At 46.9% G+C, this 13,042-nt stretch carries 15 protein-coding genes; 4 read left to right on the forward strand and 11 right to left on the reverse strand.

Annotated elements, in window-relative coordinates; genetic code table 11:
- Positions 1-447: 447 nt before the first annotated feature.
- On the forward strand, positions 448-1,137 hold the full coding sequence (locus tag L5M17_RS08530; protein WP_173497922.1) for an OmpA family protein: 690 nt from the start codon (positions 448-450) through the stop codon (positions 1,135-1,137).
- A 265-nt stretch (positions 1,138-1,402) separates the two neighbouring features.
- A complete protein-coding gene (locus L5M17_RS08535) occupies positions 1,403-2,239 on the forward strand; it encodes a molybdate ABC transporter substrate-binding protein (RefSeq protein ID WP_263146688.1) in 837 nt (278 codons plus the stop codon).
- Positions 2,240-2,318: 79 nt separating this feature from the next.
- Here the strand turns inward: L5M17_RS08535 and mgtE are convergent, their stop codons facing one another.
- The 11 genes from mgtE to L5M17_RS08590 all read right to left on the reverse strand — a co-directional run bounded on the left by mgtE (position 2,319) and on the right by L5M17_RS08590 (position 10,749).
- Positions 2,319-3,683, reverse strand: a complete 1,365-nt coding sequence (gene mgtE, locus L5M17_RS08540) for a magnesium transporter (RefSeq protein ID WP_113939980.1) — start codon at positions 3,681-3,683, stop codon at positions 2,319-2,321.
- A 250-nt stretch (positions 3,684-3,933) separates the two neighbouring features.
- Complete coding sequence (locus L5M17_RS08545; protein ID WP_006083073.1) at positions 3,934-4,209, reverse strand: HPr family phosphocarrier protein; 276 nt, start codon at positions 4,207-4,209, stop codon at positions 3,934-3,936.
- Entirely contained in the window at positions 4,196-5,050 is an 855-nt protein-coding gene (gene rapZ / locus L5M17_RS08550) for an RNase adapter RapZ (RefSeq protein ID WP_105251390.1), read from the reverse strand. The genes L5M17_RS08545 and rapZ overlap by 14 nt, the downstream gene beginning before the upstream one ends.
- Positions 5,047-5,490 carry a PTS IIA-like nitrogen regulatory protein PtsN gene (ptsN, locus tag L5M17_RS08555; protein WP_006083071.1) on the reverse strand — a complete coding sequence of 148 codons (444 nt, stop codon included), beginning with the start codon at positions 5,488-5,490 and terminating at the stop codon, positions 5,047-5,049. Before ptsN ends, rapZ begins: the two co-directional genes overlap by 4 nt.
- A gap of 2 nt (positions 5,491-5,492) precedes the next feature.
- Complete coding sequence (gene hpf / locus L5M17_RS08560) at positions 5,493-5,780, reverse strand: ribosome hibernation promoting factor (protein WP_028759468.1); 288 nt, start codon at positions 5,778-5,780, stop codon at positions 5,493-5,495.
- A gap of 28 nt (positions 5,781-5,808) precedes the next feature.
- Positions 5,809-7,287, reverse strand: coding sequence for an RNA polymerase factor sigma-54 (locus tag L5M17_RS08565; RefSeq protein ID WP_212600140.1), 1,479 nt, complete (start codon positions 7,285-7,287; stop codon positions 5,809-5,811).
- Positions 7,288-7,394: 107 nt separating this feature from the next.
- A complete protein-coding gene (gene lptB / locus L5M17_RS08570; protein WP_105251392.1) occupies positions 7,395-8,126 on the reverse strand; it encodes an LPS export ABC transporter ATP-binding protein in 732 nt (243 codons plus the stop codon).
- Complete coding sequence (gene lptA, locus L5M17_RS08575) at positions 8,123-8,677, reverse strand: lipopolysaccharide transport periplasmic protein LptA (RefSeq protein ID WP_105251393.1); 555 nt, start codon at positions 8,675-8,677, stop codon at positions 8,123-8,125. The genes lptB and lptA overlap by 4 nt, the downstream gene beginning before the upstream one ends.
- Positions 8,664-9,224, reverse strand: a complete 561-nt coding sequence (gene lptC, locus L5M17_RS08580) for an LPS export ABC transporter periplasmic protein LptC (protein WP_105251394.1) — start codon at positions 9,222-9,224, stop codon at positions 8,664-8,666. The genes lptA and lptC overlap by 14 nt, the downstream gene beginning before the upstream one ends.
- The gene (kdsC, locus tag L5M17_RS08585; RefSeq protein WP_263146691.1) at positions 9,221-9,772 is read right to left on the reverse strand and encodes a 3-deoxy-manno-octulosonate-8-phosphatase KdsC; all 552 of its coding nucleotides are present in this window, start codon (positions 9,770-9,772) and stop codon (positions 9,221-9,223) included. Before kdsC ends, lptC begins: the two co-directional genes overlap by 4 nt.
- Positions 9,772-10,749, reverse strand: a complete 978-nt coding sequence (locus L5M17_RS08590; RefSeq protein WP_168825500.1) for a KpsF/GutQ family sugar-phosphate isomerase — start codon at positions 10,747-10,749, stop codon at positions 9,772-9,774. Before L5M17_RS08590 ends, kdsC begins: the two co-directional genes overlap by 1 nt.
- Before the next feature lie 643 nt (positions 10,750-11,392).
- On the opposite strand from L5M17_RS08590, the gene mlaF reads away from it, so the two are divergent.
- Both mlaF and mlaE read left to right on the forward strand, forming a co-directional pair.
- Positions 11,393-12,211 carry a phospholipid ABC transporter ATP-binding protein MlaF gene (gene mlaF / locus L5M17_RS08595; RefSeq protein ID WP_063882287.1) on the forward strand — a complete coding sequence of 273 codons (819 nt, stop codon included), beginning with the start codon at positions 11,393-11,395 and terminating at the stop codon, positions 12,209-12,211.
- The gene (gene mlaE / locus L5M17_RS08600; protein ID WP_105251396.1) at positions 12,208-12,993 is read left to right on the forward strand and encodes a lipid asymmetry maintenance ABC transporter permease subunit MlaE; all 786 of its coding nucleotides are present in this window, start codon (positions 12,208-12,210) and stop codon (positions 12,991-12,993) included. Before mlaF ends, mlaE begins: the two co-directional genes overlap by 4 nt.
- Positions 12,994-13,042 lie beyond the last annotated feature (49 nt).

Raw genomic sequence — 13,042 nt, forward strand, 5'->3', positions numbered from 1 at the left:
TTGGATTAATCCTGTTGAAGTCGACTTGAGTTTTCGGCGATTTCTACCGCGTCTGACTGTCTACTCACTTAGTAGTATGTAAAATTCGTGCCAATATTCTAATTTTTATTTTAATGTTTAAAATCATTGGCTTGTATATTCGATTAAAACGGCGTGATTTTTTAGTGCTGCCAAAAAAGGTGCAAGGCGCACTATTTCGGTGCCATTGGCTTGATATGGAGCAGGGCGGTCTAAGCCATGATTGAAGCCCGAAATCTGTATCTTTGCTGACTAAAATCTGGATTAGCATAATTGAAGATGGATAAAGGATTGTCTCCAGCGCAATTGCTTATATACTGCCTGCTTTGTGGCAATCCCTAGGTCATTCGTATTACCTAATGGACGTGATATTTCTTGCCCTTTTGAGCGGTATTCACAGTCATCAATCATATAAAGAGGTTATAAATGATGAAGTGTTTTCAGGCAGTGCAATCTAAACCATCCCTGTTAGCCATAGTGGTATTGACGACCGCGCTAGTTGCATCGGGTTGTACAACAATCAATCCCTATTCAAACGAAGAACAAACCGCTAAAGCGACCAGTGGCGCATTGATTGGTGCCGTCGCGGGTGCCGCAATTGGAGTGGTATCTTCGAGCAAGAGCGACCGCGGTAAAGGCGCCTTAATTGGTGCTGCATCGGGCGCTGCCGTCGGTGGTGGTATTGGTTATTATATGGATGTGCAAGAGACCAAATTACGCCAACAATTAGCCTCAACGGGCGTGAGTGTGACCCGTAACGGCGATAACATCATTTTGAATATGCCTAATGAAGTGACCTTCGGCGTAGATCAAACCGAGTTAAGCGACGGTGCTAAACGCGTGCTGAATTCAGTGGCGGTTGTGGCCAAGGAATACAGCAAAACGCAGCTCAACATATTAGGTTATACCGACAGCAGTGGTTCAGACTCTTACAATTTACGTCTGTCACAGGTCCGTGCTAGCGAAGTGGGTAATTACTTGATGAATAAAGGCGTTGCCTCTGCCCGTGTAAAATCAAAAGGTATGGGTGAAGCGAGTCCTATTGCATCAAATGCCAATGCAAATGGCCGAGCACAAAACCGCCGCGTTGAGATCGTACTAATACCAACGGGTAAATAGTCTGGTCTAAGCACTAAGTTCTCGCTGAAAAAGTCGCCTTGGGCGACTTTTTTGTTTTCAGTGGTGGGCTAATTGAGTGATTAGCTTGCCGTGCTTCAATTAGACAATTTGTCCTTTATGAAGCGCACCTTGAGTGACCAGCACCACAAACATATCACTGCTAATTACCTTGGGATGACTTCAGCTTGATCCCTTTATCGATTTCACGTTCTGTATGGGGATAAGTCACAAGAATGACTTTTAGTGCCTAAAGGAGAATATGACTATGATAAGTAAAAATGTGTTAATAGCCTTGAGTTTAAGTCCTGTCATCATGGTGACTGCTGTACAAGGAGTGCCGATGAAAGCCGAAGTGACCACAGGAGCCGCGCCGATAGAACTGCGCGCCGCAGGCAGTTTAAAGGCTGCGATGAGTGATATTATTGCTGCTTATCAAGCACAGTCGCAAATGAGTGTTGTAGCGCAATATGCGCCCTCAGGTTTATTGTTAAAACGTATTCAAGAGGGCGAGAAAGTCGATATCTTTGCCTCGGCGAATATGAAACATCCACAGGCATTAGTGGATTCGGGTCAGGGCGAAGCGGTGCAAATGTTTGCCCGTAATCAACTCTGCGCTGTTGCTCAAGACACAGTTCAGGTGACGAGTTCGACGTTACTCGATACCTTGTTAGATCCTAAGATTAAAGTCGGCACCTCAACCCCGAAAGCCGACCCCGCGGGTGATTATGCCTGGGCCGTTTTTGCTAAGGCCGAAGCGGTAAAACCCAATGCGAAAGCCGCGTTAGAGACCAAGGCATTACAACTGACGGGCGGCCCTGAGAGCGTTAAACCGCCTAAAGATCGCAACCCCTATGGCTGGGTGATGGAAAACAAGCAAGCGGATATCTTTTTAACCTATTGCACTAATGCTGTGCTGGCTAAAAAAGAAGTGCCGAGTTTACAAATCATCGATTTACCGCAGGAACTCGCCGTGGGTGCCGACTATGGTTTACTGGTTTTACAAGGCGCTAATACTGCCGCTACGCCGTTAGCTGAGTTTATTCTATCGACAAAAGGCCAAGCGATTCTGAGCAGTTATGGTTTTCAACCTCCGGCAAAATAGCCTTCTTTAGTTTTCCAGCGGGATAAAAAACGGCACCTTTGAGGTGCCGTTTTTGTTATTAGCTCAAACTGTTAAAGCGTTAGTTCATCAGGTAGAGCGTCGCTAACCCGAGGAAGGCGAACAGGCCAACCACGTCAGTGACTGTGGTGAGCACCATACCGCCAGCGAGGGCAGGATCGATTTTAAGTCTTTTTAAAATCAATGGAATACTCGCACCTGCAAGCCCAGCTACTGTCATGTTGATCAGCATGGCGCTACCAATTAATCCCGCCAGTGCCATATCATCCTTCCATAGCCACACGGCGACAAAGACTAAAATCGACCACATCAAACCATTGAGAAAACCAATCGATAGCTCTTTACCGATAAGCCAGCGAGCGTTGCTTTGGCCTATATGGCCTAAAGCAATACCACGGATCACGAGCGCTAAGGTCTGATTACCGGCAACACCGCCCATGCTAGGGACAATCGTCATTAGGATGGCGATAGTGGCAAATTGCTCAATAGTGCCTTCAAACATATTGCTGACCGACGATGCGAGCAGGGCGGCGAATAAGTTAATCGTGAGCCAGAGTGAGCGACGTAGGGTACTTTTTAGCACAGGACCAAAGGTATCTTCATCTCCGTCCATCCCCGCCATACCCATCATGGAATGTTCAGCATCTTCGCGGATAACATCGACTACGTCATCGATTGTGATACGCCCGAGCAGCTTACCATCACTGTCGACGACAGGTGCCGATACCCAGTCATTGCGTTCGAATTTCTGCGCGACTTCGCTGTCGGACATGCTCACAGGAATACTTTGAATATTGGGATCCATGATATTGCGAATTGTGGTGCTTGGCGCGCAAGTCAGCAGATCTGCCAGCCTAACACCGCCAAGGACTTTGTCCTGTTTGTCGACCACATATAAGGTATCTGTGGTGTCGGGTAGGTTGCCCCTTTGCCGAAGATAGCGCAGCACCACATCGATATTCACATCGGGTCTTAAGGTGACTGTATCTGTATTCATCAAGCTGCCGGCGGTCTCATCTGGATAAGATAGGGCTTGTTCTACCCTCAGGCGATTTTGCTCCGTCATCGACTGCAACACTTGTTTGTAAACGGCGTCGGGAAGACTTCGCAGAATATAGGCGAGATCGTCGGTGTCCATGCTTGCTGTCGCTTTCGCGACTCGCTCAGGGCTCATGCTACGGATCAGTGGGTCTTTGAGTTCTTCACTCAACTCATCGAGTATGTCGCCTATTTGTTCCTGATCGATGAGCTGCCACAGTACTTGTCTGGCACTTGGCGGTGATGATTCTAAGATCAGCGCGATATCTGAGGCGGCCATTTTTTGCAGCATATTGCGCACGTGTACGAACATGCCGCTGCTAAGCGCTTGGTTTAACTGGTCAAGACTATGTCCGGTGTGATCGTTTTCTGCATTATCTACGGGCATTTGTCCTCCATTGTGCGGCAAATTGGTTTGAGATCTTAGTGTTGGGCTAGGATTTTACGGTGACTAAGCGTCAGTCGATGACACAGATTAAGACGGCTAAGGTAAGGCCAGCGCCAGCGCAATGACCGCTAGTGTAATCGCCTGTGGCTTGTATCGTCGAGCGACAAATGTTTTGCCATGTGTGAATGGCAAGTTTTTTAAACTAGACATGAAGTGAAACTAACGATGAAGTGCTTAGTGTGAAGTGAAACTAACAGGCTTCGTCAAACTTAGCGTCGATTAAGGCACAAATGGCATCGAGAGCCGGCTCTGCATCTGGGCCTTCGGCGATAAGCTTGATGGTCTTACCCATGCCAGTTTCAAGCATCAGTAAGCCAAGCACACTGGCGGCCGATGCTTGTTTATCGCCTTGGATTAAGGTGATGGTCGCATCAAACTCGGAAGCCAGTACCACCAACTTAGTGGCGGCACGGGCATGTAAACCGAGCTTATTACAGATGGTTATCTGACGTTCAAGCTTTGGCATTGTTGAGCTCTCGATGACGGGCATACACTTTATGTTTACCGTTACTAAAGCGTTTGGCCAATTGCTCTGCGACGTAAACCGATCTGTGCTGTCCACCTGTGCAGCCAATGGCCACAGTTAAATAACTGCGATTGTTACGCTCGAGGTGCGGCAGCCAAGTCTCCAGTAAATTTTCGATTTGCCAGATGAACTTATTGACCAGTGGTTGGCGATTTAAGAATTCAGCCACGGGTTCATCTAAGCCAGTCAATGGCCGCAGCGCCAACTCCCAGTGGGGATTGGGCAGAAAGCGTACATCGAACATAAAGTCTGCTTCGGTGGGCATTCCGTGCTTAAAGCCAAAGGACTCGAAGTTGATCACGAGTTCTTTATCGACACTACCAAGGAGAATTTGTCTGACTTGGTCGCTTAAATCATAGATATTCAGATTCGACGTATCTATGTAGTGATCGACCAGTTTTGACATAGGCTCGAGCAGTTTCCCCTCCAGCTTTATCGCTTCTTGCAAAGACACTCGGCTCTTCGACAAAGGATGCAAACGGCGGGTTTCGCTGTAACGCTTGAGCAGAATTTTATCGCTGGAGTTAAGGAAGAAGCTCGTTAACTCAGTATCTGGAGGTAGGCTAGCGAGTTGTTTTACTAAGACCTTATCCTGCTCAGGCATGTTACGCACGTCGACACTGATGGCGACGAGATCGTTACTGCCTTTGAGTTGCTCAAGCAAACTGCCAATCAATGGCAAGGGAAGGTTATCGACACAATAATAGCCGAGATCTTCGAGTACCCTAAGGGCGACAGATTTGCCTGAGCCTGAGCGGCCCGACACTATGACCAGTTTCATCCAGTGATTACCTGATAGAGTTCCGTTTCATCATGCGTCTTGCGTAATTGCTTTAATATTTGCTTGTCGCTCAGCTTTTCGGCCATGCAAGACAAGGTACTTAAGTGCTGCTGACATTGGTCTGCAGGCACCAGTAGTGCAAATAAAATATCAACAGGTTGCTTATCGATAGCATCAAATGCTATCGGCTCTTCACACTTAATTAGTATGGCAATGGGCTGATCTATATCGGCTAGTCGACCATGTGGAATGGCGATGCCGTTACCTATACCTGTGCTCCCCATCTTTTCGCGCGCCACTAGGCTTTCGAATATCTCTTGAGATGAGAGGGTCGGGTACTGGGCAGCGACTAAGTCGCTGATGAGTTCCAGTACCTTTTTCTTGCTGCCCGGAGTGGCGCAGGTAGTGCACTCCGGCCGCAGTATGGTACAAAGTTCCATTATTAGTGTTTTGTTAACTTCTCTTTGTGTTTAATAACCTGACGGTCAAGCTTGTCAATCAGGGCGTCTATAGCGGCATACATGTCAGCATGCTCTGAAGTAGCAAAAACTTCACCACCTATGAGGTTTATTCTCGCTTCAGCAATCTGTTGCATTTTCTCAACATTGAGCACAACGTGCACATTATTGATCTGTTCGAAATGGCGTTCAAGTTTTGAAAACTTTTCTTCTACATATGCACGTAACGATTCGGTAATTTCGATATGGTGCCCACTTAGGTTTATTTGCATAGAAACGTCCTCCGATATCCACTGTAGGTTATAAACTTTTACGCTGATTAGAAGGTGGAATAAGCATAGCCTCTCGGTACTTCGCAATGGTTCTGCGGGCTACGTTGATCCCTTGTTCTGCCAGAAGTTGTGCCATCTTACTATCGCTTAATGGTTTTTTCTGGTTTTCCGCTGCCACCAGTTTCTTTATAAAGGCTCTGATTGCTGTGGATGAGCACTCACCACCATCGTCAGTACCGACGTGGCTAGAGAAGAAGTATTTTAGTTCAAAAAGTCCCTTAGGGGTATGCATGTATTTTTGAGTTGTGACCCGTGAGATGGTGGACTCATGCATTTCTACCGCTTCAGCAATATCGTTAAGCACCATAGGCTTCATGGCTTCTTCACCATACTCAAAGAAACCTTGCTGATATTGCACTATGCAATTAGCAACTTTAAGCAAAGTGTCGTTACGGCTTTCTAGACTCTTAATAAACCATTTAGCCTCTTGCAGATGGCCGCGAATAAATTGGCTATCGGCTTGGTTTTTTGTGCTGCGTGCCATAGAAGCATAATGTTGATTTACATTGATTTTGGGCATGCAGTCAGGATTAAGCTCAACGACCCAGCGGCCATTTTTCTTCGACACAGACACATCTGGGATAACGTATTCGTCATTATTGGGTGTGATCAACAAACCTGGGCGAGGATTGAGAGTTTGGATAAGTGCTATACCATCCCTTAATTCATCCTCTTTTAATTTAGTCTTACGCATCAATAACCTAAAGTCTCGGGCGGCGATCAGATCTAAATGATCTTTGATCAGCATACGGGCGTTTTCTAGGTTGGGAGTATCAGCGGCGAAATGCGACAGTTGGATCAACAGGCATTCACTTAAATCGCGGGCGGCAACGCCTATGGGATCAAAATGCTGAATACGCTTGAGTACGGCTTCGACTTCGTCAAGCTCAACTTCAGGATTGCCCATGGCTTCGAGAATTTCTTCAGTGCTTTGGGTGAGATAGCCCTGATCGTCGATGGCATCAATAATGGCGGTGGCAATGGCTAAATCGGTTTCAGAAAACGGCGTGAGGTTTTTTTGCCATTCTAAGTGTTCGTACAAACCTTCACTGGTCTCGCCTTGGAAGGGCATATCGTCTTCACGACTGCCGCCGGGGCCTGAGTTTGGGGAGGCGGTAAACACTTCATCCCATGTGGTGTCCATGGGGAGCTCATCGGGCATGGATTCTTTGGTTAGCGACTCTGCCGTGTCTATGGTGGAGCTGTCTTTTTCTGGTGGCAGAGTGCTAGATTCACTGAAATCCGTATCGGATAGCGTTTGGTTTACAGGGTTTTTAGTGGCGTCGAATTGATCCTCTTCCAGCTCGAGAAGGGGATTAGAATCTAATGCTTGCTGGATCTCTTGCTGCAGTTCCAGTGACGACAGTTGCAACAGACGTATAGCCTGTTGTAGTTGTGGCGTCATGGTTAACTGTTGACCCAGTTTGAGCTGGAGTGACGCTTTCATGTTACCGCTGATCCCTACGTTATTATTGTTAGATGAGGTCGCTTATTATTATCTTGAGTGAAGCCCAATGGCGGTATAAATTGCCTCCATTGGCTTCGCTCGATTAACTATAGCCTGAATTGTTCACCTAAGTACACAGCCCTAACTTGCTGATTGTCTAAGATCTCTGCTGGAGTTCCTTCGGCAATCAGGTTTCCGTGACTCACAATATAAGCATGTTCACATACATCTAATGTCTCGCGGACATTATGGTCTGTGATCAGTACGCCAAGGCCGCGACTTTTGAGTTGTTCGATAATCTTCTTGATGTCGATAACCGAAATAGGATCGACGCCGGCAAACGGTTCATCGAGCAAAATGAACTTAGGATTAGCGGCTAAAGCCCGCGCAATTTCGACGCGACGACGTTCGCCACCCGACAATGACATGCCTTGGCTGTCACGGATGTGGGTGATATGAAACTCTTCGAGCAGATGTTCTAGTTCTTCTTCTCGTTCTTCGTTTTTAAGTTCTTTACGAGTTTGCAGTACGGCCATGATGTTGTCATGAACAGTTAGCTTACGAAAGATACTGGCTTCCTGCGGTAAGTAACCTATGCCTTTGCGGGCACGCAGATGCATAGGATCTGCGGTTAAATCATCATCGTCGATAAAGATATGCCCCTTATCGCTCTTCACTAGCCCGACAACCATGTAAAAGGTCGTGGTTTTACCGGCACCGTTTGGACCGAGTAGGCCAACGACTTGACCGGTTTTTACCGTCAGACTGACGTCTTTAACCACTTGGCGACTCTTGTAACTTTTTGCCAGATTTTGTGCTCTTAAGGTGATTTGGGTCATTTAGAGTCCTGCTTTTTTACAGGTTTATCCGCCGGAGCGTCTGATTTAGCATCATCTTGATAGTTTTCAGGCTGAATAATAGTGATCACGCGATCGTCACCACTGCCAGTACTCTCGGCCATCAATTTCTGTTGAATCATGTTATAGCGGATTAAATTGCCTGTAACTTGGCTACCTGCTTGATCTAATGACGCCATACCTTTCAGTGTTAAGGTGCGGCTTGCCATATCGTAACGAATTTCTTTCGCGCTTGCCGATGCTGGGCGACCATCGTCTAATATTTGGCTATACGTAGCAGGGTTGCCTGTGGCGACCAAAGTTTTGCTATTTTCACCTTCAGCGGAAAATGCACGCAGTTCATTTGCTTGGATTTTTATTGAGCCTTGGGTAACTTCAACTGGACCAAAGAAGATGATCTGGTTGTTTTTGATATCCGCAGTTTGGCTCACAGCTTTAATTTTGACTTCTTGCTTTAAGTCGCCCACTTTCGCGAAAGCACTCATGCTCATAATTAGCATTAGGCTGGCAAGTAATACGTTATTTTGCTTCATATGTTCCTACTACCTGACTGGTCAATTGCACTTCTTGCGCGTTGAGGTCGGCATAAAGGCCTTGGCCTTGAATATTAAAATCTTTCCCTGTGACGTAAATGGTACGGTCAGAGGTCATTATCATAGTGTTGAGATCGAGTTCCAGATAACTGGTGGACAAGGTCTGAATCGGTTCTTCTGGGCTAATGGCATCGATAATAACATTATTTTCTAATACAACCTTGCCAGTTTCCTTGTTTAGCTTGCCCTGATCAGCCCTGAGCTGCCATTGTGCTTTACCTTGGTCTGGATAAACAAGATAAACAGGTTGAGTAAAGAAAGTTTGATTCGTTGAATCATAATGTTCCATGTGTTTCGCCGTCACACGGCTATTCACTAGTCCTTGCTCATTGAACTCAACACTGCGCAGATCTTCAACGATGAAATCTGGGGTATTTTGATCTTTTACTCTGTTATCGGAATCACCGCTGTGTTTGTTCTGGACCTGCCAGTAAAGCGCTAGTGCGGTTCCAAAAAAAGCGATAATCGCGAGTGTCACACGACTCATATACTCATTCCATGGGCCGAAGTGAATTTATTTTGACTTAGGAGTAACAGATCTGTGAGTTCACGCAGTGCACCGTGGCCACCATTGAGCATAGTCACAAAATGGGCGTGTTGGCGTACATAGGGGTGGCCGTCAGCAACACTGACCGCTAAACCGACGACATTCATCACGGGGAGATCGACAATATCATCACCGATATAAGCCACTTCTTCTGGGGTGACACCATAAAGTGCGAGCAATGCTTCATAGGGCTCGAACTTATTGTCTACGCCTTGGTAAATATGGGTAACACCAAGGGCTGTCATACGGTTTTCAACGATTTTGGATTGACGTCCTGTGATCACGGCGAGGTTGAAACCGCTGGTGAGTAGTGATCGCACGCCATAGCCGTCGCGGGTATGGAAAGCTTTGAGCTCTTCGCCGCTATTACTCAAGTAAATACGGCCGTCGGAAAACACCCCATCGACGTCACAGATTAACAGTTTAATCTTTTGCGCGCGTTGCCACACATCATCACTGATTGGGCCGTAAAATCCTTGCTGTGGCATTAAATGACTCCTGCTTTTACCATATCGAGCATGTTAAGAGCGCCGATAGGATGGCGATCTTTATCGATAACAATTAATCCGTTGATATTTTTTGAGTCCATCACTTGCAGTGCTTGGGCGGCCAATACATTATCCGTGATCGTGACGCAGTTACGGGTCATCACATCGGCAATGGGCGTCGTGCGTAAATTCACTTCGGCATCAATAACGCGGCGTAAATCACCGTCGGTGAAGATACCAACCAGCTTGCGCTGATCATCGATAATCGCCGTCATGCCTAAGCCTTTCTTGGAGATTTCGTACAGAGCTTCTGTGATGCAAATATCGTGGTTAACGAGCGGTAAGTCATCACCGCTGTGCATGACATCGCAGACTTTTAACAATAACTTGCGTCCTAAAGCACCGCCAGGATGGGACATTGCAAAATCATCACGGGTAAAGCCTTTCGCTTGTAGTAGCGCAATGGCGATGGCATCGCCCATCACTAAGGTCGCGGTAGTGCTCGACGTTGGGGCAAGTCCAAGTGGGCAAGCCTCTTCTGGGACTTCGATACATAAATGCACTTTAGATAATCGCGCCATATTCGATTCGGGTTTACCCGTTACCGCAATAACAGGCACGCCCATACGTTGGATGACCGGCATTAAGGTGAGGATTTCACTCGACTCACCAGAATTTGAAATCGCTAAAATCACATCGTTATCGGCCAATACACCCAGATCGCCGTGGCTGGCTTCACCCGGATGCACAAAAAATGCGGGCGTTCCTGTGCTGGCGAGGGTGGCAGAAATCTTATTGCCGATATGGCCCGATTTGCCCATTCCCATGACAATCACTTTGCCTGTGCAGTTGAGGATCAACTCGCAAGCTTCTGCAAATTCAGCCGAATCAACATATTGATAAAGATTGTCTAGGGCTGACTTTTCAATGTCGATAACTTTACAACCCCATTGGCGCAGTTGTGATTTGTCTACCATGTCTATCTCTCTTTTTGCATTGTCTTTGTCGCCCCATTGATGGGATTGGAATAGCACAATTTGGTACGCGATAAAGATGATATGTAATAGGCTTTCTGCCAAGTATTAGTTTGTTTTCAGACAATTTAGCTTATGTATTGCTGTGGTTAATTACCGAAAACAGCAAAACAATTGCGGCAGGCTAGAGCGATTGATCCGACTCGTCAAGTTCAGCTGCGTTAGCTATTCATGCACAATAACGTGTTTAGCGGCAGAAGGTCTTGAGCAATATCATCGTCTTTGTCGTTTATTTCAATGGATTTATCCCATATCGCAGCGGGTATTACCCTATGGGATGCCTCTATTGCGCAATTGCGTATCGACTCTCCCCGATAAAAGTGGGCGAAGAGTGAGCTAAGTGCGAACGAATTAGCCAATACTGCCAATTCTGCAACTAGGTTGAAAACATTAAGTAACATTTTACCTGTGCAGAGTGAAAACTTAGGGCGCATTTTCGCTGTAAATGAGGCAAATTGAAAGTATCGCAGGGCGATAGTGTCGATTCGGTTGTAGGTTAAAGCGCAATTACGTACAATTTGCGGCTCTTCGATTGGTCAGTCTAGGAAGACTAGGATCACCTCATTTGCAAATGTCGGAATCAAGCATGACTCAAGAACAAACGCCGTTGGTTGAGATCCGTAATTTGGGGTTTAGCCGCGGTCAGCGTGTGATATATGAAGATATTAGCCTGTCCATTCCAAGGGGCAAGGTGACGGCGATCATGGGGCCGAGCGGCATAGGCAAAACGACCCTGTTGAAATTGATTGGCGGCCAATTAACGCCTGACCATGGACAAGTTTTATTCGACGGTCACGATATCCATGGCGTGAGTCGCAATGAATTATTTAGTCTGCGTAAGCGGATGAGCATGCTGTTTCAAAGTGGCGCGCTGTTTACCGACATTAATGTGTTCGATAACGTGGCGTTTGCACTGCGTGAACATTCTGGACTGCCTGAAGACATTATTCGCACTATCGTGCTGATGAAGCTTGAAGCCGTAGGTTTACGTGGTGCAGCTCAGATGATGCCAAGCGAGTTATCCGGTGGTATGCAACGCCGCGCCGCATTGGCTAGAGCCATAGCGCTTGAACCTGAAATGGTGATGTACGATGAGCCTTTTGCAGGGCAAGACCCAATATCGATGGGCGTGTTAGTAAAGCTTATTCGTGAGTTATCCGATGCGCTGAATCTGACTTCAATTGTAGTGTCCCACGATGTGGATGAAGTGCTTGGCATTGCCGATTATGTATATGTGGTGGCTGACAAAAAAGTCATCGCCCACGGTACCCCTGAAGAATTAAAGTACGCTGATAATCCGCAGCTGAAACAGTTTATTCAAGGTGCTCCGGACGGCCCTGTGCCGTTCCATTATCCGGCAAATGATTACCAGCAAGAATTAATGGCAAAAGGAGTTGGCAAGTGAAGTTAATCGACAGTATTGCCGACTTAGGCCGCAGCGCGATTGAGCTAGTGCTCGGCTTTGGCCGTGCAGGCCTTATGCTGTGGGGCGCGATTTTTCGCTGGCCACGCGTGCGTAAAGGTTTTCCATTATTAGTGCGCCAGATTTATGTGGTCGGTGTGCAATCTATGGTGATTATTTTAGTCTCAGGACTCTTTATCGGCATGGTGCTCGCACTGCAAGGCTACAACATCTTAGTTGGTTTTGGCACTGAAGAAAGCTTAGGTCCTATGGTGGCGCTCAGTTTACTGCGTGAGTTGGGGCCAGTTGTTACCGCGTTATTGTTTGCGGGACGGGCGGGTTCAGCATTAACCGCTGAAATTGGTTTAATGAAAAGTACTGAGCAGCTTTCCAGTTTAGAAATGATGGCTATTGACCCATTAAGGCAGATTATTGCACCGCGCTTTTGGGCTGGAGTGATCAGTATGCCATTGCTGGCGTTGATGTTTACCGCTGTAGGTATTTATGGCGGGCACCTTGTTGGCGTGGAATGGAAAGGGATCGACAGTGGTGCGTTTTGGTCGATTCTGCAGGCGTCTGTCGAATGGCGTCAGGACATAGTTAACTGCTTGATCAAAAGTGGTGTGTTTGCCGTAGTGGTCACTTGGATTGCGTTATATCGCGGTTATCAAGTGATCCCAAATCCGGAAGGCATCAGCCGTGCAACGACCCAGACTGTCGTTCAGTCGAGCCTCGCTGTATTGGCATTGGATTTTTTACTGACAGCCCTGATGTTTGGCCGCTAACGGAACACTGCGGATTTCGACACAGGTTAGATGGATTAACAGAGTGGTA

Source organism: Shewanella sp. SW24, from assembly GCF_025653395.1.
Lineage (GTDB): Bacteria > Pseudomonadota > Gammaproteobacteria > Enterobacterales > Shewanellaceae > Shewanella > Shewanella oncorhynchi.

Bases quoted from the DNA above. Each gene is read 5' to 3' on its own strand.
- lptB (WP_105251392.1), bottom strand. From the start codon at position 8,126: ATGACCCAAATCACCTTAAGAGCACAAAATCTGGCAAAAAGTTACAAG.
- lptC (WP_105251394.1), bottom strand. From the start codon at position 9,224: ATGAGTCGTGTGACACTCGCGATTATCGCTTTTTTTGGAACCGCACTA.
- lptA (WP_105251393.1), bottom strand. From the start codon at position 8,677: ATGAAGCAAAATAACGTATTACTTGCCAGCCTAATGCTAATTATGAGC.
- kdsC (WP_263146691.1), bottom strand. From the start codon at position 9,772: ATGCCACAGCAAGGATTTTACGGCCCAATCAGTGATGATGTGTGGCAA.
- ptsN (WP_006083071.1), bottom strand. From the start codon at position 5,490: ATGGAACTTTGTACCATACTGCGGCCGGAGTGCACTACCTGCGCCACT.
- L5M17_RS08565 (WP_212600140.1), bottom strand. From the start codon at position 7,287: ATGAAAGCGTCACTCCAGCTCAAACTGGGTCAACAGTTAACCATGACG.
- L5M17_RS08545 (WP_006083073.1), bottom strand. From the start codon at position 4,209: ATGCCAAAGCTTGAACGTCAGATAACCATCTGTAATAAGCTCGGTTTA.
- L5M17_RS08530 (WP_173497922.1), top strand. From the start codon at position 448: ATGAAGTGTTTTCAGGCAGTGCAATCTAAACCATCCCTGTTAGCCATA.
- L5M17_RS08590 (WP_168825500.1), bottom strand. From the start codon at position 10,749: ATGGTAGACAAATCACAACTGCGCCAATGGGGTTGTAAAGTTATCGAC.
- mlaF (WP_063882287.1), top strand. From the start codon at position 11,393: ATGACTCAAGAACAAACGCCGTTGGTTGAGATCCGTAATTTGGGGTTT.
- L5M17_RS08535 (WP_263146688.1), top strand. From the start codon at position 1,403: ATGATAAGTAAAAATGTGTTAATAGCCTTGAGTTTAAGTCCTGTCATC.
- mgtE (WP_113939980.1), bottom strand. From the start codon at position 3,683: ATGCCCGTAGATAATGCAGAAAACGATCACACCGGACATAGTCTTGAC.
- rapZ (WP_105251390.1), bottom strand. From the start codon at position 5,050: ATGAAACTGGTCATAGTGTCGGGCCGCTCAGGCTCAGGCAAATCTGTC.
- hpf (WP_028759468.1), bottom strand. From the start codon at position 5,780: ATGCAAATAAACCTAAGTGGGCACCATATCGAAATTACCGAATCGTTA.